Annotated in this window: 16 protein-coding genes and 1 tRNA gene; 8 read left to right on the forward strand and 9 right to left on the reverse strand. The window is 66.0% G+C overall.

Annotation, left to right across the window (positions count from 1 at the left end):
* Position 1: 1 nt before the first annotated feature.
* From TX88_RS28220 to TX88_RS28250, 7 genes are all read right to left on the reverse strand, one after another.
* Complete coding sequence (locus TX88_RS28220; RefSeq protein ID WP_044522587.1) at positions 2–2,878, reverse strand: MMPL/RND family transporter; 2,877 nt, start codon at positions 2,876–2,878, stop codon at positions 2–4.
* Entirely contained in the window at positions 2,875–3,315 is a 441-nt protein-coding gene (locus tag TX88_RS28225) for an MmpS family transport accessory protein (protein ID WP_409365898.1), read from the reverse strand. Before TX88_RS28225 ends, TX88_RS28220 begins: the two co-directional genes overlap by 4 nt.
* A gap of 160 nt (positions 3,316–3,475) precedes the next feature.
* Positions 3,476–4,435, reverse strand: a complete 960-nt coding sequence (locus tag TX88_RS28230) for a D-2-hydroxyacid dehydrogenase family protein (RefSeq protein WP_209447116.1) — start codon at positions 4,433–4,435, stop codon at positions 3,476–3,478.
* A gap of 3 nt (positions 4,436–4,438) precedes the next feature.
* Positions 4,439–5,707, reverse strand: a complete 1,269-nt coding sequence (locus tag TX88_RS28235) for an amidohydrolase family protein (RefSeq protein WP_044522590.1) — start codon at positions 5,705–5,707, stop codon at positions 4,439–4,441.
* A gap of 11 nt (positions 5,708–5,718) precedes the next feature.
* Positions 5,719–6,492 carry a class II aldolase/adducin family protein gene (locus tag TX88_RS28240; RefSeq protein ID WP_044522591.1) on the reverse strand — a complete coding sequence of 258 codons (774 nt, stop codon included), beginning with the start codon at positions 6,490–6,492 and terminating at the stop codon, positions 5,719–5,721.
* Complete coding sequence (locus TX88_RS28245) at positions 6,479–8,095, reverse strand: class I adenylate-forming enzyme family protein (RefSeq protein WP_044522593.1); 1,617 nt, start codon at positions 8,093–8,095, stop codon at positions 6,479–6,481. The genes TX88_RS28240 and TX88_RS28245 overlap by 14 nt, the downstream gene beginning before the upstream one ends.
* Before the next feature lie 59 nt (positions 8,096–8,154).
* Positions 8,155–8,937 (reverse strand): FadR/GntR family transcriptional regulator, encoded by a 783-nt coding sequence (locus TX88_RS28250; protein ID WP_044522595.1) that lies wholly within the window; start codon positions 8,935–8,937, stop codon positions 8,155–8,157.
* 82 nt (positions 8,938–9,019) lie between these two features.
* Here TX88_RS28250 and TX88_RS28255 point away from each other — a divergent pair, with 82 nt between their 5' ends.
* Positions 9,020–9,853: an MBL fold metallo-hydrolase gene (locus TX88_RS28255; RefSeq protein ID WP_044522596.1), complete on the forward strand. Its 834-nt coding sequence runs from the start codon at positions 9,020–9,022 to the stop codon at positions 9,851–9,853.
* 12 nt (positions 9,854–9,865) lie between these two features.
* On the opposite strand, the gene TX88_RS28260 is transcribed toward TX88_RS28255, so the two are convergent.
* Complete coding sequence (locus tag TX88_RS28260) at positions 9,866–10,354, reverse strand: universal stress protein (RefSeq protein ID WP_044522597.1); 489 nt, start codon at positions 10,352–10,354, stop codon at positions 9,866–9,868.
* A gap of 414 nt (positions 10,355–10,768) precedes the next feature.
* Positions 10,769–10,844, reverse strand: a tRNA-Arg gene (locus TX88_RS28265).
* A gap of 100 nt (positions 10,845–10,944) precedes the next feature.
* On the opposite strand from TX88_RS28265, the gene TX88_RS28270 reads away from it, so the two are divergent.
* The 7 genes from TX88_RS28270 (at position 10,945) to ettA (ending at position 21,476) form a co-directional block, all read left to right on the forward strand.
* Positions 10,945–11,400 carry a group I intron-associated PD-(D/E)XK endonuclease gene (locus tag TX88_RS28270; protein WP_044522598.1) on the forward strand — a complete coding sequence of 152 codons (456 nt, stop codon included), beginning with the start codon at positions 10,945–10,947 and terminating at the stop codon, positions 11,398–11,400.
* 109 nt (positions 11,401–11,509) lie between these two features.
* Positions 11,510–12,997, forward strand: a complete 1,488-nt coding sequence (locus TX88_RS28275; protein WP_044522599.1) for a wax ester/triacylglycerol synthase family O-acyltransferase — start codon at positions 11,510–11,512, stop codon at positions 12,995–12,997.
* Entirely contained in the window at positions 12,994–14,619 is a 1,626-nt protein-coding gene (locus tag TX88_RS28280) for an HAD-IB family hydrolase/lysophospholipid acyltransferase family protein (RefSeq protein ID WP_044522600.1), read from the forward strand. The genes TX88_RS28275 and TX88_RS28280 overlap by 4 nt, the downstream gene beginning before the upstream one ends.
* On the forward strand, positions 14,616–16,991 hold the full coding sequence (locus TX88_RS28285) for a glycerol-3-phosphate 1-O-acyltransferase (RefSeq protein ID WP_044522604.1): 2,376 nt from the start codon (positions 14,616–14,618) through the stop codon (positions 16,989–16,991). The genes TX88_RS28280 and TX88_RS28285 overlap by 4 nt, the downstream gene beginning before the upstream one ends.
* Before the next feature lie 45 nt (positions 16,992–17,036).
* Entirely contained in the window at positions 17,037–19,073 is a 2,037-nt protein-coding gene (locus TX88_RS28290; protein WP_044522605.1) for a bifunctional copper resistance protein CopD/cytochrome c oxidase assembly protein, read from the forward strand.
* Between the two features lie 157 nt (positions 19,074–19,230).
* Positions 19,231–19,692, forward strand: coding sequence for a single-stranded DNA-binding protein (locus tag TX88_RS28295; protein ID WP_044522606.1), 462 nt, complete (start codon positions 19,231–19,233; stop codon positions 19,690–19,692).
* 110 nt (positions 19,693–19,802) lie between these two features.
* Positions 19,803–21,476, forward strand: a complete 1,674-nt coding sequence (ettA, locus tag TX88_RS28300; protein WP_044522607.1) for an energy-dependent translational throttle protein EttA — start codon at positions 19,803–19,805, stop codon at positions 21,474–21,476.
* Positions 21,477–21,560 lie beyond the last annotated feature (84 nt).

The raw sequence follows: 21,560 nt of genomic DNA on the forward strand, positions 1-21,560 counted from the left end.
GTCACGACATTCTCGCCACCGGTATCGGTGCGGTCCGATCGGAGAGGAAACGCGCCGGACGCTGACGCACCGGCAGCGGCCACCAGAACCAGCGGCCGAGGATCGCGGCAATCGTCGGTGTCATCAGCGAGCGAACCACGAGGGTGTCGAACAGCAGGCCCAGGCCGATGGTGGTCCCGCCCTGTCCGATCGCGATCAGATCGCTGGTGGCCATCGACGCCATCGTGAACGCGAACACCAGGCCGGCCGCGGTGACCACGCCGCCGGTGGCACCCATGGCCCGGATGATGCCGGTGTTGATACCCGCGCTGATCTCCTCCTTCATCCGCGAGACCACCAGCAGGTTGTAGTCCGATCCGACGGCCAGGAGGATGATCACCGAGAACGCCAAGGTCATCCAGTGCAGGTCGATCCCGAGTAGGTACTGCCACACCAGGACCGACAGACCGAACGATGCGGCCAGGGACACGATCACGGTTCCGACGATGACGAACGACGCGATCAGCGCGCGGGTGATCAACAGCATCACGATGAAGATCAACGTGATCGCGCCGCAGGCCGAGATCAGCAGATCCCACTGGGCGCCGACCTGGATGTCCTTGTAGGTGGCCGCGGTGCCGCCGAGGTAGATCTTGGCGTCGGCCAGCGGCGTCGTCTTGATCGCCTCCCGGGCCGTCTTCAGGATCGGCTCGACATGCGAAATGCCTTCCGAGGTGGCCGGATCCACGTCGTGGGTGATGATGAACTGTGCGGCCTGGCCGTCCGGCGAGACCATCAGAGCCAGACCGCGTTTGAAGTCCGGGTTGTCGAAGGCCTCGGGCGGCAGGTAGAAGGAGTCGTCGTTGCGGGCGTCGTCGAACGCCTGGCCCATCACCGATGCGGTGTCGGTCATCTTGCCGATCTGGTCGATCAGCCCGTTGAACGTGCTGAACATCGTTTTCATCGTGCCCTGCATGGACTTCGAGATGGCGATCATCGGTGGCAGCTGCGCCACCAACTGCGGCATCAGCTGATCCATCTCGTTCATGTTCTTCACCGATTGCGAAAGGGTTTCGGTCATGGTGTCGATGCCGTCGAGCCCGTCGAACAACGAGCGCATGGAATGGCACATCGGGATGTCGTAGCAGTGCGGTTCCCAGTACAGATAGTTCCGCATGGGCCGCATGAAATCGTCGAAATCAGCCATGTGATCTCGCATTTCGTTGGTGCTGGCCTGCATGTCGTTCATGCTGGCCGTGAGTTCATGGGTGATGTCGGTCATCCGGTTCATCAGGCCCAGCATGTTCTCCATGATCACGATCATCCGGCCGAGATCGTCGGTGAGCGTGTTCATGTCGCCCATGCGTTCACGCAGGAACTGCAGGTTCTCGGTCATGGACACCGATTGCATGCTCACCTGGAACGGCACAGAGCTGTGCGCGATGGGGCGGCCCAGCGGCCGGGTGATGCTCTGTACGCGTGCGACGCCGGGGACGCGGATCAGCTCCCTGGCGATCTTGTCCAGCACGATCATGTCGGCGGGGTTGCGCAGATCCCGGCCCGCGTCGACCAGCAGCAGGTCGGGGTTCATCCGCGCCGCGGTGAAATGCCTTTCGGCGGCGGCGTATCCGACGTTGGACGGCAGATCCTTGGGGATGTAGAGCCGCTCGTTGTAGGAGGTCTTGTAGCCGGGCAGGGCCAGCAGTCCTACGAGTGCCACCGCGATGGCCGCGGCCAGGATCGGAACGGGCCAGCGCACCACCGAGGTGCCGAGCCTGCGCCACCCGCGCGACCGGATCTCACGTTTGGCGTCGAGCAGACCGAATCGACTGCCGACCACCAGCATCGCCGGTGCGAGGGTGAGTGAGGCCAGCACCACCACCGACATGCCGATGGAACTGGGGATACCCATCGAACTGAAGTAGTTCAGCCGGGTGAAGTGCAGGCACAGCATGGCACCGGCAACCGTGAGACCCGAGCCGAGGATGACGTGGCCGACACCGTGAAACGCGGTGTAGTAGGCGTCTTCTCGTTCCTCGCCCTTCTGTCTCGCCTCCTGGTACCGGCCGACGAGGAAGATCGCGTAGTCGGTTCCGGCCGCGATGGCCAACGAGGTCAGCAGGCTCACTGAGAACGTCGACAGACCGAGCAGGCCGGCGTGGCCGATGGCGGCCACGACACCGCGCGCGGCCGACATCTCCAGCAGTACCACGATGAGCATCAGCAGCATCGTGGCGATCGACCGGTAGACGACGATCAGCATCACCGCGATCACGGCGATCGTGACGAAGGTGATCTTGACCATGCTCTTGTCGCCGGCTTCGTTCATGTCCGTGGTGAGCGGACCTTGGCCGGTGACATAGGCTTTCACGCCTGCGGGCGGATTGGATTCGTCGATGATCTTGCGGACGGAGGCGACCGATTCGTTGGCCAGTGTCTCGCCCTGGTTGCCTGCGAGGTTCACCTGGACGTAGGCGGCCTTGCCGTCCGTGCTCTGGGACCCTGCCGCGGTGATCAGGTCGCCCCAGTAATTCTGCACGTGCTGAACGTGTTTCGTGTCGGCCTGCAGTGTGCGGACCAACTCGTCATAGTAGTGATGAGCCTCGGTGCCGAGCGGCTGTTCGCCCTCCAGCACAACCATCGCGATCGTGTCGGAGTCGAATTGATCGAAGCGATCGCCGATCTTCTTCATCGCCACCAGCGCCGGTGCGTCCTGGGGCGACAGGGACACGGCGTGCTCGTGGCCGACGACCTCGAGTTGGGGGACCAGTGCGTTGAGGACGACGACGAGTACGACCCACGCCAGGATGATCGGGATCGCGGCGACGCGAATGACACGGGCTATGCCCCTGTGCGAGGGGTTGTCCGAGTGCGCGGGGGCGGCGCTGTGGTTGCTCATGCGGCCTTGTCCAAGCAGAAGGCCTGGGCGTCGTGCTGGTTCACGGTCTGCTCGTCTCGGACTTCGCCGTTGACGACGATCCGGCAGCTGATCACTTCGCTATCTCCTTGGGCAACCACATTGGCGAACACCGTGGGCAGGGTGGTGACAACCTCGTGCCGCCACGGCAGCGAGGTGAAACTCTCGGTGTGGGGCTGGGCGTCGGCGTCCAGGTAGCTGACATGGCCGCTCGTCCCGCTGGGGCCCTCGATCTCGTAGACGACGCGCTTCGGGTTGAACTCCACGATGTCGTCGCCGGCGGACTGTCCCGGTTCGGTGTTGATGTGGGTACCGAAGATCCCGTGCATGCGGTTCATCGCGAAGCCGCTGAGGGCGAGGGCCGCCACCAACACCAAGGGAATCCAGAAGCGTTGGGCGAGCCGAAATAGCGTAGCCACGGCAAAATCCACCTCTCCGTTTCGGCGCATGCCGACGGAAACCCCATCCGACCGCGTTTTGATCGGCTGAACGTAACAGGCCCTTAGTGGATCCTCAACGTTCCATTAAGGGATATTGAGATACCTCACAGTTGTTTGCGAAGCGGAATTTTTTGGTGACCTACGCGGTGAGTAGACGTAACGGGGAACCGGTGCAGTAGGCGGCGATGTCCTCGACGATATCGCGGTAGAAGATCGACATGACGGTCTGCGTGACGTAGCCGAGGTGCGGCGTCAGCAGCGTATTGGGGAGGGGCGCCAGTGGGTTGCCCGGAGGCAGCGGTTCGTGCTGGTACACATCGAGCGCCGCCCCCCGAATCTGGTTGCTGCGCAGGGCTTCGACGAGCGCCGGCTCATCGATGAGGCCGCCTCGCGAGGTGTTCACCAGGATCGCCGACGGCTTCATGGCGGCCAGCTCGGCGCTGCCGATCATGCCGCGGGTCGTCTCTGCGAGCACCATGTGCAGCGACACCACGTCGGCGTCGGTGAACAGCGCTTCCCGCTCCACCCGGACCACGCCGGCCTTGGCCGCGCGTTCGTCGGTGAGGTTGGGACTCCACGCGATGACGTTCATGCCGAACGCGGTGCCGATCGCGGCGACTCGGCTGCCGATCCGGCCCACTCCGACCAGTCCCAGAGTCGCCCCGTGTAGGTCGCCGCCCATCGTGCTCTGCCACAGCCCATCGCGGATGCGCCGATCCTCGACGACCAGATGTCGCTGCAGTCCCAGGATCAGTGCCCAGGTGTGTTCGACCGTCGGGGTGATCGCCCCGCCGGTGCCCGACACGGTGATACCGAGTCGGTGCGCGGCGGCCACGTCGATGGCGGCGTTGAACGGTCCGGTGGTCACGAGAAGCTTCAGGTCGGGTAACTGGGCGAGCAGCGTCGCGTCGAGCGGGGTGCGCTCCCGCATCGCGACGACGACCTCGTGGCCGGCCAGAGTCTCGACCAGGGCCGGGCCGGGGGCGATGTGTTCCCGCAGTGACGTGATCTCGGTGGCGCGGGGAATGGGCGTCCAGTCGACCGTGTCGGCGATCCCCTGGTAGTCGTCGAGAACGGCGATGCGCAGCGGTTCGGTCATCGATCAGTAGGCGTTCGGATCGCTCTGCACCGCCGGTGGCACCGGATGCTGGTAGAGCTGGGATGCGTTCTCCCAGGTGATCTTCCGGATCACCTCGGCGGGCAGGTCCTGGATCTGCTCGTGAATGGTGGCCTGGGTGTGCGGCCAGGTGGAGTCGCAGTGCGGGTAGTCGGCTTCGAGCAGGATGTTGCCGGTGCCGATCCGTTCGTGCTGCACGAACGAGGACTGGTCTTCGACCGCACAGAACCAGAAGTTCCTGGTGAACACCTCGGCAGGGGAGAGGCTCTCGCCCAGCGCCTTCCAGGTTCCGTACATCTGGTGGTAGCTGAGCATGTGGTCGAGCCGGTCGAGCAGGCCTGCCACCCAACCGATTCCACCTTCGGACAGGCAGATCTTGAGGTCCGGGTAGCGGCTGGGCAGACCTGAGTAGAGCCAGTCGACCGCGGCGGTGATGGCGTAGGCGAAGAACAGCACACCCTGAACATCCGGCGGAGCATCGTCGGTGGTGGATGGTGCCGAGCCCGAGGACCCGATGTGCAGATTGACGACGGTGCCCGTCTCGGCACACGCCGCCATCATCGGCTCCCAGTAGCCGGAGTGGATGGTCGGCAGCCCGAGCATGGCGGGATTCTCACTGAATGTCACGGCGTGGAAACCGCGTTCGGCGTTCTCGTAGATCATCTGGGCGCCGACCTCGGGGTCGAGTAGCCACGGCAGCTGGCACGGGATGATCCGGTCGGGATAGGACCCGGCCCATGCTTCGAGATGCCAGTCATTCCAGGCCCGCACCGAGGCCATCGCCAGATCCCTGTCTTTGGTCACCTGCTGCAGCCGCTGGCCGGCGAACCCAGGGAGGAAGGACGGGAAGTTGAGGGACGCGTACACGCCGTTGAGATCCATGTCCTTGACGCGTTCGTGAATGTCCCAGGCGCCGCGGCGCATTTCGTCGAACCGCGCCGGCTCGAAACCGTATTCGGAGACCGGCCGGCCGACCACGGCGTTGAAGCCGACGTTGGGTAAGGACTGCCCGTCGTACATCCAGGTCTGCCCGCCGTTCTCGGTGTCGACGACCGTCGGTGCACGGTCGGCGAACTTGCGTGGCACCCGGCCGGTGAAGGTGTCCGGCGGCTCGACGATGTGATCGTCGACCGAGATCACGGTGTACAGACGTTCGGCCCGTTGCGGTTCGGGAAGAAATGTGACCGTGCGTTCGGCACCTTGCTGCGCGGTGGTGAAGTTGAGATTGCCGGCGAGCTCGTCGATGGACTTCATGCAGCCTCCTTCTAGGTCAGCACGTCGGGGTCGGCCTTGATGGTCATGCGGGCCGCCCCGGCCCAGTACACGTCGGCGGCCCGCTCGATGAGCGAGGCCTTCATGCCGTACATGTCGGAGCGGTTCATCGCCGTCGGCTCCCGGCCGGTGAGCATCACCTGGTAGGCCAGCTTGCACACCCGGTCGATCGACGCGGCCCGGTACACGGCCTCGGCCACGGTGCCTCCGGTGGTGATGACGCCGTGGTTGGCCAGGATGGTGAGATTGGCGGTGCCGATCCGTTCGGCGAGCTCGCGGGCTCTCGGCGCCGAATCGACCTCGCCGTCATAGGTTTCGACGAAGCACATGTCGTCGAGGAACAGCGATCCGGTCTGGTGCACCAGGTCCGGCAGCTTCCCCAACGCCGCGATGAGGCTCACATAGTAGGGGTGATTGTGGATGACGACGCGAGCATCGTCGCGCATGCGGTGCAGTTCGGTGTGGATGTGGATGGCCGGGGTGACATCCCAGCGGCCGCGCACCACGGCGGCGTTCTCGTCGACCACGCAGATGTCGGACGCGGTGAGCTCCTGCCACCACAGTCCCCACGGATTGACCAGCATCTCGGTACGGCCCTCAGGCTGCCAGGTGATGTGGCCGGCCATGTTCTCGGCGAATCCGATGGCGGCCAGGTGCCGGAACGCCACGGCGAGTGCCTGTTCTTCGGACAGGTCGACGCCGATCGGCGGGGTGACCGACGGCGACCACACCTTCAACCCGCCCTGCCGCATTTCATCGACGTTCATAGCCGTCTCCCAACCGCGTCCGGATATCTTCGCGGAGTTGCCCTTTGGCGATCTTCCCGCCCGACGACCGGGGCAACTCGTCGAGCACGATGAGCCGCTCGGGAAGCAGTTCCTTCGACATACCCTGGGCCAGGAGGTGTTCGACGAGCCCCGGGAGATCGATGGCCTGCCCGTTCGCAGGTTCTACATAGATGCAGACCTTCTCACCGAAGACCGGGTCGGGCATCGCCACCGCAGCGGCCACGGCGACAGCTGGATGCGTCGTCACCGCATCCTCGACCTCGCCGGCGCTGATGTTCTTGCCGCCGCGCACGATGAAGTCCGAGGTGCGGCCGGTGACCGACAGGTAGCCGTCGGCGTCGACCTCGCAGACGTCGCCCATCCGCATCCAGCCGTCGGGGGTGTACAGCTTGTCGTGGTCGACGCCGCCCAGATAGCCCAGGCTGGTCGCTGGTCCGCGGCAGGCCGGTTGTCCACGGCCGGTTGAGGTCACGTCGTCGTCACCGTCGAACAGGCGCACCGCCATCTCCGGCACCAGCCTTCCGGCGGTGCGCAGCCTGCACTCCCGGGAATCGTGCAGCGTCGTCCCGCTCAGCAGGCCGGTTTCGTTGGAGCCGTAGAACTGCAGGATGGTGGCGCCGGTGAGGTCCTCGAAGTCGGCGGCGCGCTGATACGGCAGCGCCTCACCACCGGTGAAGACCACCCGCAACGAGCTCAGGTCGTTCTCGCGCGATGCCCGGTCTGCCATGATCATCATCAATTGCGTACTGACACAGCACAACACGCTGACCCTGTGACGGGCGATCGCCTCGCACGCGGCCGCCGCGTCGAACCGCTCGAGCAGGATCGTGGTGACGCCGAGGTAGATCGGGGTGGTGTGGGCGGTCCAGATGCCGAACCCGAACGGGGCCGGGATGACGGGCAGGAAGACGTCGTCGGCGCTCAGCGCACCGTTGGCGACCGCCTGCTGATGGAAGTAATGCCACCGGTTCTGTGTGTGTACAACACATTTGGGTAGGCCGGTGGTCCCCGAGGTCGAGTTGATCAGGAACACGTCGTCGGGGCCGACCGCTGCGGCGTCGTCGGGTTCACGCGGGGGTGTGTCGGTGTCGATGGACAGGCCATTTCGCTCGGTGCGCAGGACCACGGCGGCGAGGTCGAGCTGCGGAGCGAGGCCGGCGACGGTGGACTGCGCCGACGTCTTCCGCGCCGCGTCGCTGACCAGCAGGCGCGGCTCGGTGGTCCGCAGGATCTGGGTGGCCTCGCGCGTCCCGGCGCGGGCGCCGATCCCGACGACGACACCACCGCAACGCTCGACTGCCACGAACAGCACATGAATGGCGGCGGTGTCGCCGTGCCACACGGCGACCCGGTCACCCGGGGCAACCCCGGCGCCCGTTAGTTGGGCCGCGAGTGACGTTGCGGCCTCGTCGAATTCACGCCAGGTATAGGTGGCTGCAGGGTGGTCCACATAGGCCGGCTTGTCGGGGTGGGTCAGTGCGTGACCGCGCACGGTCTGCGAGATCGTGCGGTCCGACCACCACCCGGCCGACCGATAGTGGGCCGCGTCTACTGCGTCAATGGCGACGTCGCCCACCTTCATCACCAAATCATATGAAAATAAGAACCTGTGTCAACGGTCACATTGATGTCGGTTGTCGATCACGGTCGTCGGGGGCCGGACTGCGCCCATGTGCGCACCATCGTCGGATCGACGACCCCGTCGACGCCCGGGTACTGCTGGGCGTTCACCAGATGGGCCGCGGCCAGATCGCGGGCTCGCTGCGCGTCACCCATGTCGATCGCGTCGATCACCTGCCGGTGGTCTTCCAATACCGCTCGGCGCTCCTCGACCGGCACGGTCGAGTGGTCCGTCACCTGAGCCGACCAGTTTTGCTCATGCGCTGACCACAGCGCTTCCAACGCGCCCGCCAGGATAATCATCGTCTCGTTACCGCAGTGGCGCACCAGCGCTTCGTGATACCGGCGGCTCGCCGAGGTGGCCTGCAGCAGATCAGAAACCGATCTGACCGATTCTTCGTGCAATTCCCGAAGAATCGGTACAACGGTGCGCTTCCGATCCGGGCGCTGGGCGCAGAGTGCGGCACATGCCGGCTCGACCTGCAGTAGAGCCGTGCCCACGTCGGCGAGTCCGACCTGCCCGGCTCCGAGCACCAGCCCCATCGTGTAGGCGAGGTTTGCTGCGTCGGGTCGGTGGACCACCGCGCCGCCGAGCTTGCCGCGCCGTACCGTCAACAGCCCCTCGGCCTCGAGGATGCGCATCGCCTCGCGCAGGGACGGTTTGCTGATCGGATACTCGACGAGAAGTTCGTCTTCCTTGGGCAGGATCGTGCCGTCGGGCAGTTCCCCGGTGAGGATCTGGCGCCGCAACTGGTCGGCGACCTGATCGGCAAGTCGCTGGAACCGGACGTTTGGCTGCGCCACGCATCGAGTGTGCCAGATGGTCTGCCGTTGATGGCGCTGTGCCGAGCCTTGTATCCAAATGATTTGTCTCATACGGTGAGCCATGCAGAACTGGACGATCGGGGCGTTGACGGTTCACTCCGTCCTGGAGACGGTGGTGCCGACCCGGCCTGACCGGCTGTTTCGCGGGCTCCCGTCCGAGCTGCCGAGCTGGCTTCAGCCGCACTATGTCGACGACGCGGGCAACCTACTGGTGGCCATCCAGTCGTTCCTCATCGAATCCGGTGACGAGTTCGTGGTGGTGGACTGCTGCTTCGGGGAGGGCCACGACCTGCCCTATCAGATCCCCATGGATCCCGAGCATTACCGGCAGTCGTTGGCCGCGGCCGGATTCACCCCCGGCGATGTGACCACCGTCGTCTGCACTCACCTTCACCTCGACCATGCCGGGCGCAACACCTCCCAGCGTGACGGTGCCTGGGTCCCGACCTATCCCAACGCGACGTACCTGCTGACCGCCGACGAGTACACGTCATGGCTCCAGTCCTCGGCGCCGAACCGCGCCGCCGCCGAGACCGTCGAACCGCTTGTCGCACACGATGTCCTGCGTCTGACCGACTCGGACCACGCGATCACCGACGAGATCCGGCTGTTGGCCACCCCCGGTCACACTGCGGGGCATGCCGCGGTTCGGATCGAATCCGATGGGGAGGTGGCGATCATCAGCGGAGACGTCATCCACCATCCGATCCAGATCACCCACCCCGAGGTGCAGGCCCTTCCCGATGACGATCCGGCGGCCGCCGCGGTGACCCGTGCCCGGCTGCTGCAGGGCATCGTCGATGAGCAGGCACTGTTGTTCGGAACGCATTTCGCGGCCCCGACCGCAGGCACGATCGTCGCCGACGACGACAGGCTGATCTGGGTGTCGGCCTAGACCGCGAGCGTCTCAGACCGCGGTGTGGACGATGAGGATGTCGATCTTGACGCGGCGGGCGATGGTGGCGGGCACCGAGCCCAACAGGCGGCCGGCGACGGAGTCCAGTCCGATGTCGCCGACGACGATCAGATCCGCATTCACCTCTTTGGCGAGTTTCACCAGGGCGTCGACCGGGGCACCTTCGACCGCCCGCTCGACGATGTCCGAGGCGCCGGCGGCCTTGGCCCGGTCGCGCGCCACCTGGAGGATCTCGTAGACCGGGGCGGCACCGTGCATCCGGTAGCCCTCGCTTTTGAGGCTGTCCTCCGCACGGGTATCGACCACATGATCGGGTGACGGCGGCCGCGACCAGCCGCCCTTTTCGGCCACGGGTGGATGAGCACTCGCGACGATCAGCTTCGCGTTCTCCTGCGCGGCGACCATGGCGGCGCGGTCGACCGCACGTAACGACGAGTCGGACCCATCGGTCCCGACCACAATCGTCCGATACGTGCTCATGTCAGCTCCGAACTGTCGGCTTACCAGGACAAACAGGACCCTAATGCACGTCAATCTTCCGCTGTTGGAGATTGGGCTCCGCGCCGCGTCAAGGATCAACCGACACAGGTGTCAACAATCAGCCGACGTCGTACAGATGGAGAGCGGTTCTCAGGCATATGCGCCGAGTAAACGGTCAGGTCACGGTTCCGGATACGCAGCGCCGATCGTCGAGCACCTCCGGGAAGCTACCGTTTGGCTATCGCCAACGGGCGGCAAACAGTCACCGATCTGCGCGATATCCGGGAAACGTGGAGCGACGTGAGATTCAGGCTCACCCTCGTATTGAGCGAGCAGTCGACCGACATGGAGTTGTCGGATGTGCGGGGTACGGTGCGCTCAAGAACGAGAAGCACACGTCAAATGAACGAGACATGGCACCCCCGACAGGATTCGAACCTGCAACCGACCGGGTAGAAACCGGATGCGCTATCCGTTGCGCCACGGGGGCAAGTCGGACCACCACAATTTACACCGCGTGGGTGTCGTTGCCGAAACGGATATGCAGCACGTGGGCTGCTTGAACCGCGGCCGATGAAACGAGCGAGTCAGTGGGTCGACATCACACCAAAGACAAAGGTGACCTCGGCGTCGCCAAAGCGCATGCCGACCTGGTAGGCAATGGTTTTTGCGTGCTGTTCCCCGCGACCGAGCATGCGCCGTTCGACCTTGTGGCGTACGCGGCAGGCACCTTTCACCGCATCCAGGTGAAGTACCGGTCGGCACGAGCGGGAGCGGTCAAACTCAACCTCCGGTCCACCTGGGCCGATCGCCACGGCGCGCACTGCGCGCCCATCGACAAGGACGCGATCGACGTCATCTGCATCTACTGTCCGGACACCGACGAGTGCTACTACATCCGGCCCGCCGATCACGGCGTCTCCGTCAATCTCCGGGTCACGCCGACCAAGAACGGTCAGCAGAAACGAATTTTGGCGGCCACCTCGTTTCGCGACCTACCGGACAAACACCTCCCGCCGATCGACGAAACCCGTACCTCGGCGTGAAGGGCGGTGACGCGCGACGCACGCACCGGCAAAGCCCTCCCGCGGAGCCGGAGGCGGACTAGCGTGGACGCTGCACTTGGTGGCCAGGGGAGGGGAGAGGGACCACGCTATGAGCGACGTGCCGGAGGTGGACGCGGCCGGACTGCCCGAGAAACTGGGTGCAGTGGACCAGCTGCTGCATCGCGGCGAGGCGAATCCCCGGACGCGGTCGGGCATCGTCGGCCTCGAAATCCTCGACACCACCCCAGATTGGGAGCGGTTCCGCACCCGGTTCGAGAACGCGTCCCGCAACGTCCTACGGCTGCGGCAGAAGGTCGTCATGCCGACGCTGCCGACGGCGTCGCCCCGGTGGGTGATCGATCCTGACTTCAACCTCGACTTCCATGTTCGGCGCATGAGAGTGCCTTCCCCGGGCACACTCCGGGACTTGTTCGACCTGGCCGAGATTGCGCTGCAGACACCGATGGACATCACGCGCCCGCTGTGGAGCGCGACGCTGGTCGAAGGGCTGGAAGGTGGGCGCGCAGCCACGATCCTGCATCTCAGCCATGCGGTGACCGACGGGGTCGGTGCCATCGAGATGTTCGCCAACATCTACGACTTGGAACGCGATCCCGAGCCTCGGCAGATGGCGCCGTTGCCCATTCCTCAGGACCTGTCGCCCAACGATCTCATGCGGGAAGGGCTCGGCCGGCTTCCCGGCAAGATCGCGGGTGGCGTGCTCGGCCTGATCGGCGGTGCCGCGCGCGTCGCCAACCGGACGGTGCGGGACCCGGTATCGGCGGTCAGCGGAGTCGTCGAGTACGCGATGTCGGGAGCCCGGGTGAATCGGCCTGCGGCCGACCGGTCGCCGCTGCTGCGTCGGCGCAGCTTGTCCTCGCGGACCGAGGCGATCGACATCCCGTTCGGTGACCTGCGGAGTGCCGCCAAGGCCGCCGGTGGATCGATCAACGACGCCTACCTGGCCGGCCTGTGCGGCGCGCTGCGGCTTTACCACGAGGCGATGGGAGTCCCGATCGAGGACTTGCCGATGGCGGTGCCGGTCAACCTGCGTTCCGAGGATGATCCGGCCGGTGGCAACCGATTCGCGGGAGTCAATCTGGCCGCTCCGGTCGGCATCGCCGATCCGGAGCTACGGATCAAAGCCGTTCGGGCCCAGATGACCACCAAGCGTGAAGAACGTGCGATCGACATCGTGGGCGCCATCGCTCCGGTCCTGAGTCTGCTACCGGACAACATCCTGGAATCGGTCGCCGGCTCGGTGGTGAACTCCGACGTGCAGGCCAGCAACGTCGCGATGTATGCCGGCGACACGTTCATCGCCGGATCGAAGATATTGCGGCACTACGGAATTGGCCCGCTGCCGGGTGTTGCGATCATGGCGGTGCTGATCTCGCGGTCGGGGTACTTCACCGTGACCACGCGCTACGACCGCGCGGCGATCACCGACGAGGCCCTGTTCGCGCAGTGCCTGCTCGACGGCTTCAACGAGGTGCTCGCGCTCGGGGGCGACGGGCGCGCCGAACCGGTCACCTTCGCGGCCACGGTGCCGCCAGAGGCTGAAAACGCGTCGTCGAACGGGAGTGCCGCACAGTGACGTCACCAGGGCAGGCAGGCAAATCCAAGCAGCGGCTGCCGGGGTCGCTCGCTGAGATCGAGGCGAGTCCGGAAGGCCCGGAGATCGGGGCGTTCTTCGACCTCGACGGAACACTGGTGGCCGGGTTCACGGGCGTGCTGATGACGCAGGATCGATTGCGTCGCGGTCAGATGAGCATCGGCGAGTTCATCGGGATGGTGCAGGCCGGGCTCAATCACCAGCTGGGGCGCTCAGAGTTCGAGGACCTGATCGGCAAGGGCGCCCGGATGCTGAACGGCAACTCGCTCAGCGATCTCGACGAGCTGGGCGAGCGGCTGTTCGTCCAGCACGTCCAGGGCCGCATGTACCCGGAGATGCGTGCGATGGTGCGCGCCCACATGGCCCGTGGCCACACCGTGGTGCTGAGTTCCTCTGCGCTGACGGTTCAGGTGGAGCCGGTGGCTCGCTTTCTCGGCATCGACAACGTGCTCTGCAACAAGTTCGAGACCGACGAGGACGGCCTGATCACCGGGGAGGTGATGAGACCCGTCATCTGGGGTCCCGGCAAAGCCCGTGCGGTGCAGAACTTCTCGGCGGCCAACGGGGTGGACCTGAGCAAGAGTTACTTCTACGCCGACGGTGACGAAGACGTCGCCCTGATGTACCTGGTGGGCAACCCGCGGCCCACCAATCCGGCTGGCAAGCTGGCCGCCGTCGCCGCCAAACGCGGCTGGCCCGTACTGAAATTCAGCAGCCGCAGCGGCAGCAGCCCCGTCGCGCAACTACGCACGCTCGCCAGCCTCGCCACCATCCCGACCGTCGCGGCCGGCGCGATCGGACTCGGGCTGCTCACCCGCAACAAGCGCACCGGGGTCAACTTCTTCACGTCGAACTGGAGCAAGCTGCTGATGCTCACCACGGGCATCGAGCTCAACATCCTCGGCGAGGAGAACCTGACCGCGCAGCGCCCCGCGGTGTTCATCTTCAATCACCGCAACCAGGCCGACCCGATGATCGCGGGCCGGTTGGTCGGGGTGGACTTCACCGGCGTCGGGAAGAAGGAGCTCGAGAAGAACCCGTTGATGGGACCACTGGGCAAGGTGATGGACGCGGCGTTCATCGACCGCGACGACCCGGAGAAGGCCGTCGAAAGCCTGCACAGGATCGAAGAGCTTGCCCGCAAAGGCTTGTCGATCCTGATCGCTCCCGAGGGCACCCGACTCGACACCACCGAGGTCGGCCCGTTCAAGAAGGGTCCGTTCCGCATCGCCATGGCTGCGGGCATTCCGATCGTCCCGATCGTGATCCGCAACGCCGAGGTCATCGCGGCCCGCGACTCCAGCACGTTCAACCCCGGCAAGGTGGACGTCGCGGTGTACCCGCCGATATCGGTCGAGGATTGGACCGTCGACAACCTGTCCGACCGCATCGCCGAGGTCCGCCAGATCTACCTCGACACACTGAAATCCTGGCCGGAGGACGAATTGCCGGTGTTCGACGTCTATACCCGCGCCACTCCGGCCAAGAAGGCCGCACCGCGCCGGGCCGCCAAGAAGGCACCGGCGAAGAAGGCGCCCGCGAAAAAGGCTGCGCCCAAACCGGATACCTCGACGTCGCGATCGACCCCCAAGGGTCGACCGTGACCGCGGGGCTCGACGATTTCCCCAGCTTCAGCACCACCGACGATGCACTGGTGCTGGCATCGGTGTCGTCGCCGGCCGAACTGGAACTGCTCAACGACTGGCTCAAGACGCAGCGGCGCGAACACCCCGACTCGACCGTCGAGGTCCTGCAGCTACCTGCCACCGACGAGCCCGCACCCGGAGTGGTGGCCCGGCTGGTCGCGGAGCTGGAATCCGACGAGGACCGGCTGGTGGTCCCGGTCCGGGTGTTCTGGGTGCCCGCGGGGTTGCCCACCCGGTTGAAAGTGGTCGGGTTGATCTCGGGCCGCGACACCTATCGGCCGCCGGAAATCCTGCAGCGGCGCATCCTGCGCAAGAACCCGACGCGGGCCCGGGTCGTCGCCGGTGAGCCGGCCAAGGTATCGGAACTGCGGAAGCAGTGGAGCGAGACCACAGTCGCGGAAAACCCAAGGGAATTCGCACGGTTCGTCCTTCGCCGGGCGGCGCTGGCGATCGAGCGGGTCGAGCTTCGCCTGCTGGGCCCCGAATACAAGTCGCCGCGGCTGGTGAAGCCGGAGATGCTCGACTCGGCACGCTTCCGTCAAGGCCTGGAACAGATTCCCGGGGCGACGGTGGACAAGGCCGGGGAGATGCTCGACGAGCTCTCCACGGGGTGGAGCCGGTTCTCGGTTGACCTGATCCCAACTCTGGGCCGGGCCATCTTCAGCCGCGGATTCGATCCGCGTATCGACTACGACCGCTCCGAGATCGAGTCGATGCGCCATGCCCTGGAACAACATCCGGCTGTGCTGCTGTTCTCCCACCGTTCGTATCTCGACGGGGTCATCGTCCCGGTGGCCATGCAGGAGAACCGGCTGCCGCCGGTCTACACGTTCGCCGGGATCAACCTGTCGTTCGGCCTGATGGGTCCGCTGTTCCGGCATTCCGGCGTCATCTTCCTGCGCCGCAAACTCGATGACCCGCTGTACAAGTACGTGCTGCGCCAGTACGTGGGCTACATCGTGGAGAAGCGGTTCAACCTGAACTGGTCCATCGAGGGCACCCGGTCACGGACCGGAAAGATGTTGCCGCCCAAGCTCGGTCTGCTCGCCTATGTCGCCAATGCCTACCTCGACGGCCGTAGTGAGGACATCTTGCTGCAGCCGGTGTCGATCAGTTTCGACCAGCTGCACGAGACCGCCGAGTACGCCGCGTACGCCCGTGGTGGCGAAAAGACGCCCGAGGGCCTGAGCTGGCTGTACAACTTCATCAAGGCGCAGGGCGAACGCAACTACGGCAAGATCTATGTCCGCTTCCCCGAAGCGGTTTCGATGCGTGAGCACCTAGGCGAGCCGGGCGGCGACATGGCCCACGACGAGGCGGCCAAACGCCTGGCGATGCAGAAGATGGCGTTCGAGGTGGCCTGGCGGATTCTGCGGGTCACCCCGGTCAGCGCGACCAACCTGGTCTCGGCGCTGCTGCTGGGCGCCCGAGGGGTCGCCCTGACCCTCGATCAGCTGCACCACACGCTGCAGGACTCGCTGGACTATCTGGAGCGCAAGAACACCCCGGTGACCAACAGCGCACTACGCCTGCGTACCACCGAGGGGGTGCGCTCGGCCGTCGACGCGCTCTCCGGGGGACACCCCGTGACCATGGTGGACAGCGGCCGCGAACCGGTATGGCGGATCGCCCCCGAGGACGAACTGGAGGCGGCGTTCTACCGCAACTCGCTGATCCACGCCTTCCAGGAGACCTCGATCGTCGAACTGGCACTGGCCCATGCCGCCCATGCCGCCGGCGACCCGCTACAGGTCTTCTGGGACCAGGTGATGCGGCTGCGCGATCTGCTCAAGTTCGACTTCTATTTCGCCGATTCGGAGGCCTTCCGCGACAACGTCGCCGAAGAGATGTCGTGGTACGACCGCACACCGGAAGGGCAGGCGGCCGGCGGCTGGGAAGCGAAGGTCTCGGCGGGAGGCGACGAGATCTATCAGATGTTGCGCAGCAAGCGACCGCTGCTGGTGGGCGCCATGCTGCGGCCGTTCTTCGAGGCCTATGCGATCGTCGCCGACGTGTTACGCGACGCACCGGCCGAGATCGGTGAGCGGGACCTGACCAGGCGGGCGCTCGGTGTCGGTCGTCAGTACGTCGCGCAGGGGCGGATCAGCAGCAACGAGTCGGTCTCGGCGCTGCTTTTCGCCACCGCGCGGCAGGTGGCGGCCGACCAGAACCTGCTGGTCAACGGCCCCGATCTGCAGGCGCGCCGCAACGCGTTCCGCGAGGAACTGCGGGGGGTCGTCGCCGACATGGACAAGGTCGACGAGATCGCGCGTGAGCAGTTCTACATCCGGGAAAAGCAGCGTCGTGTCGTGCGGGGTCCGTCCGGCTAGGCGACGCCTGGGGGTGTGGTGGAGCCCACGCCATACCCTTGCACCATGACTTCTGCCGGCCAGGTGGCCGCATCCAGCGTGCGCAACAGCGTGGTGTGGCCCGTGCTGGTCGGCGTGGGTCTGCTGGCCGGGGCGGTGGCGGCGGGCATCGGCGCGCTGTCGCTGGCCGACGCCCTGACCGCCACCGGCCTGCCCGATCCAGGCCCCGTCACCACCTACGGACTGCCGTTCGTGCGCGCTGCCGGCGAGATCGCCGCCGTCATCGCGGTGGGGTCTTTCCTGTTCTCGGCGTTCCTGGCAGCACCCCAGACCAACGGCGTGCTCGATGTCGCCGGTTACCGGGCGCTGCGACTCGGCTCGGCGGCCTCGGGCGTGTGGACGGTGTGCGCGGCACTGCTGGTTCCGCTGACGGTCTCCGACGTGTCCGGGCAGCCGCTGCTCGACCATCTCGCACCGGTCGACGTGTGGTCGGCCGCCGGCCTGGTCGATGTCGCCGTCGCCTGGCGGTGGACGGCGATCCTGGCGGCCGCCGTCACCATCGCGAGCCTCCCGGTGCTGCGGTGGGGGTGGACGCCGGTGCTGCTGGCCGGTTCGCTGCTGACGTTGATGCCGCTGGTTCTGACGGGGCATTCGTCGGCAGGCGGAGCCCACGATCTGGCCACCAACAGCCTGTTCATCCACCTGGTCGCCGCTGCGCTGTGGGCCGGCGGGCTGCTGGCGTTGTTGGCCCACGCCATCCGGGCCGCTGCCGGGTCCGGCGGTGACGGCCCGGCCACCGCGCTGGCGGCACGCCGCTTCTCGGCGCTGGCCCTGTGGTGCTTCATCGCGATGGCCGTCAGTGGTGTGCTCAACGCGCTGGTGCGGATCCAACCATCCGATCTGGTGCGTACCAGCTATGGCTGGTTACTGGTGGCCAAGCTCGTGGCCCTCAGTCTGCTCGGCGTGCTGGGCTGGCGACAGCGTCGGGCCAGCCTGACCGCTCTGGCCGCCGACGCTGGTGCGCGCCGACCATTGATCCGGTTGGCGCTGACGGAAGCCGCGTTGTTCGGCGCCACGTTCGGCATCGCCGTCGGGCTGGGACGCACCCCGCCGCCGCCCGAGCCGAGGATCCCCAGCGCCACCGAGGTCGCGATCGGATACGACTTCGCCGGGCCGCCGACGGTCGCTCGGGTGTTGTTCGACTGGCGATTCGACCTGCTGTTCGGGACCGCGGCCATCGTCGGCGCATTGGTGTACCTGGCCGGTGTGTACCGGCTGCGCCGCCGCGGCGACGCCTGGCCGGTGGGCCGCACGTTCGCCTGGCTGCTCGGCTGTGCCGTCCTGCTGTTCACCACCTCATCGGGGCTCGGTCGCTACATGCCGGCGATGTTCAGCGTGCACATGATCGCCCACATGCTGCTGTCCATGCTGGTTCCGGTGCTACTGGTGCTGGGCGCCCCGGTGACCCTGGCGCTGCGGGCCCTGCCGACCGCGGGCCGCGGCTCGCCACCCGGCCCCAGAGAGTGGCTGCTGGCGGCGTTGCACTCCAGGGTGTCGCAATTCCTGACCCATCCCATCGTCGCGACCGTGCTGTTCGTGGCCGGGTTCTACGGCCTGTACTTCGGCGGCATCTTCGACGCCGCGGTCAGCAACCACGCCGCGCACATCCTGATGAACGTGCACTTCCTGCTGTCGGGCTACCTGTTCTACTGGGTGGTCATCGGCGTGGACCCGACCCCGAGGCCCGTCCCGCACCTGGTCAAGATCGGGATGGTGTTCGCCTCGCTGCCGCTGCACGCGTTCTTCGGTGTGGTGCTGATGGGCATGAAGAACGTGCTCGGCGAGAGCTTCTACCGGTCGCTTCAACTGCCGTGGCACACCGACCTGCTCGGAGACCAGCATCTCGGCGGCGCCATCGCCTGGGCGGCCGGGGAAGTCCCGCTGGTCATCGTGATGCTGGCGCTGCTCATCCAGTGGCGGCGCAGCGATCAGCGCACCGCCAAGCGGCTGGACCGGGCCGCCGACCGCGACGACGACGCCGATCTGGCGGCCTACAACGCGATGCTCGCCGAGATGGCGCGGCGCGACCGTCCTTCCGGCTGACTCCGGAGTTATCCCCAGCCTGCGTTTCATCCCCAGCCGACGGGTGCGTCGGCTTCGCCGGGCGTCCTGATGTCGGGGCGTCGACCGTCAATTGACGGGTAAGGCGGTCGACGCTTCACCTCCGGCCGCCGCATCGATGAAGCGAAAGGAACCAGAAATGTTCGAGACACCGTTCACCATCGTGGGGAACATCATCACCAACCCGGTCCGGCTGCGGTTCGGCGATCAGGAGCTGTACAAGTTCCGGGTGGCCAGCAACTCGCGGCGGCGCACCTCCGAGGGCACATGGGAGCACGGCAACTCGCTCTACGTCACCGTCAACTGCTGGGGCAATCTGGCCACGGGTGTGAGTGCCTCGCTCGGGCGTGGTGACGCGGTCGTGGTGGTCGGCCACCTCTACACCAGCGAATACGACGACAAAGAAGGCGTGCGCCGGTCGTCGGTCGAGGTGCGCGCCAGCGCCGTCGGACCCGATCTGTCCCGCTGCACAGCCAAGGTCGCGCCATTGCCGAAACCCACGTCCGGACCGGCGCCCGAGGTCGAACCCCGTGAGGTGACAGCCGACCCGAATGGGGCAGAAACCGAGCCTGATGAGGGTGAGCTGCCACTGTCGGCCTAGCCGGTTTCGGTCACGCCTAGGATGGGCGCGAGTGAGTTGGGCTTGACGCAACCCTTCGCGCAAGCGCCCATCCGACATTCCCGAAGAGTTTCAGAAAGGCACATCACGGCATGGCCGAATTCATCTACACGATGCGCAAGGTCCGCAAGGCGCACGGCGACAAGGTCATCCTTGACGACGTCTTCCTGAACTTCCTTCCGGGAGCCAAGATCGGCGTCGTCGGTCCCAACGGGGCCGGTAAGTCGAGTGTGCTGAAGATCATGGCCGGCATCGACCAGCCCAACAACGGCGACGCCTTCCTCCAACCCGGCGCGACGGTCGGCATCCTGATGCAGGAGCCGCAGCTCGACGAAACCAAGACGGTCCGCGAGAACGTCGAGGCCGGCGTGGCGATCAAGGCCAAGCTCAACCGGTACAACGAGGTGGCCGAGCTGATGGCCACCGACTACACCGATGAGCTCATGGAAGAGATGGGTCACCTGCAGGAGGAGCTCGACGCGGCCGATGCCTGGGACATCGACTCCCAGCTCGAGCAGGCCATGGACGCGCTGCGCTGCCCGCCGCCCGACGAGCCCGTCACCCACCTCTCCGGCGGTGAGCGCCGCCGTGTGGCGCTGTGCAAGTTGCTGCTGTCCAAGCCGGATCTGCTGCTGCTCGACGAGCCCACCAACCACCTCGACGCCGAGAGCGTGCTGTGGCTCGAACAGCACTTGGCCAACTACAAGGGCGCCATCCTCGCGGTCACCCACGATCGCTACTTCCTCGACAACGTCGCCGAGTGGATCCTCGAGCTCGACCGTGGCCGCGCATACCCGTATGAGGGCAACTACTCGACCTACCTGGAGAAGAAGGCCGAGCGCCTGGAGGTGCAGGGCAAGAAGGACCAGAAGCTGCAGAAACGGCTGAAGGAAGAGCTGGCCTGGGTGCGTTCGGGCGCCAAGGCCCGGCAGGCCAAGAACAAGGCACGTCTGGACCGCTACGAGGAGATGGCCGCCGAGGCCGACAAGACCCGCAAGCTCGACTTCGAGGAGATCCAGATCCCGGCGCCGCCGAGGCTGGGCAACCTCGTGGTCGAGGTGAGCCACCTCGACAAGGGCTTCGAGGGCCGCACGCTCATCAAGGACCTGTCCTTCACGTTGCCCCGCAACGGCATCGTCGGCGTCATCGGTCCCAACGGTGTCGGTAAGACCACGCTGTTCAAGACCATCGTCGGCCTCGAACAGCCCGACAGCGGTGAGGTCAAGGTCGGTGAGACGGTCAAGCTGAGCTACGTCGACCAGAGCCGCGCGGGCATCGACCCGAAGAAGAACGTCTGGGAAGTCGTCTCCGACGGCCTGGACTACATCGAGGTCGGCCACAACGAGATCCCGTCGCGGGCCTACGTGTCGGCGTTCGGTTTCAAGGGACCGGATCAGCAGAAGCCGGCGGGCGTGCTGTCCGGCGGTGAGCGCAACCGGCTGAACCTGGCGCTGACCCTCAAAGAGGGCGGAAACCTGATCCTGCTCGACGAGCCGACCAACGACCTCGATGTCGAGACCCTGTCCTCGCTCGAGAACGCGCTTGACCAGTTCCCCGGCTGCGCCGTGGTGATCAGCCACGACCGGTGGTTCCTGGACCGCACCTGCACGCACATCCTGGCGTGGGAGGGCGACGACGACAACGAGGCCAAGTGGTTCTGGTTCGAGGGCAACTTCGGTGCCTACGAGGAGAACAAGATCCAACGTCTCGGTGCCGAAGCAGCACGCCCGCACCGGGTGACCCACCGGAGACTGACCCGCGACTGAGCCGTGACGGGATAAACGGCGCAGCGGGCTCGGTGACGCTACTAATGTCGCAGCTATGCACCAATGCCGGTGCATGGGCGTGAG

Source organism: Mycolicibacterium septicum DSM 44393 (assembly GCF_000455325.1).
Lineage (GTDB): Bacteria > Actinomycetota > Actinomycetes > Mycobacteriales > Mycobacteriaceae > Mycobacterium > Mycobacterium septicum.

What these genes read in the sequence shown, in the direction of transcription:
- TX88_RS28290 (WP_044522605.1), top strand. Translation starts at nt 17,037, where the DNA reads ATGACTTCTGCCGGCCAGGTGGCCGCATCCAGCGTGCGCAACAGCGTG.
- TX88_RS28260 (WP_044522597.1), bottom strand. Translation starts at nt 10,354, where the DNA reads ATGAGCACGTATCGGACGATTGTGGTCGGGACCGATGGGTCCGACTCG.
- TX88_RS28235 (WP_044522590.1), bottom strand. Translation starts at nt 5,707, where the DNA reads ATGAAGTCCATCGACGAGCTCGCCGGCAATCTCAACTTCACCACCGCG.
- TX88_RS28255 (WP_044522596.1), top strand. Translation starts at nt 9,020, where the DNA reads ATGCAGAACTGGACGATCGGGGCGTTGACGGTTCACTCCGTCCTGGAG.
- TX88_RS28230 (WP_209447116.1), bottom strand. Translation starts at nt 4,435, where the DNA reads ATGACCGAACCGCTGCGCATCGCCGTTCTCGACGACTACCAGGGGATC.
- TX88_RS28240 (WP_044522591.1), bottom strand. Translation starts at nt 6,492, where the DNA reads ATGAACGTCGATGAAATGCGGCAGGGCGGGTTGAAGGTGTGGTCGCCG.
- TX88_RS28245 (WP_044522593.1), bottom strand. Translation starts at nt 8,095, where the DNA reads ATGAAGGTGGGCGACGTCGCCATTGACGCAGTAGACGCGGCCCACTAT.
- TX88_RS28220 (WP_044522587.1), bottom strand. Translation starts at nt 2,878, where the DNA reads ATGAGCAACCACAGCGCCGCCCCCGCGCACTCGGACAACCCCTCGCAC.
- TX88_RS28295 (WP_044522606.1), top strand. Translation starts at nt 19,231, where the DNA reads ATGTTCGAGACACCGTTCACCATCGTGGGGAACATCATCACCAACCCG.
- ettA (WP_044522607.1), top strand. Translation starts at nt 19,803, where the DNA reads ATGGCCGAATTCATCTACACGATGCGCAAGGTCCGCAAGGCGCACGGC.
- TX88_RS28275 (WP_044522599.1), top strand. Translation starts at nt 11,510, where the DNA reads ATGAGCGACGTGCCGGAGGTGGACGCGGCCGGACTGCCCGAGAAACTG.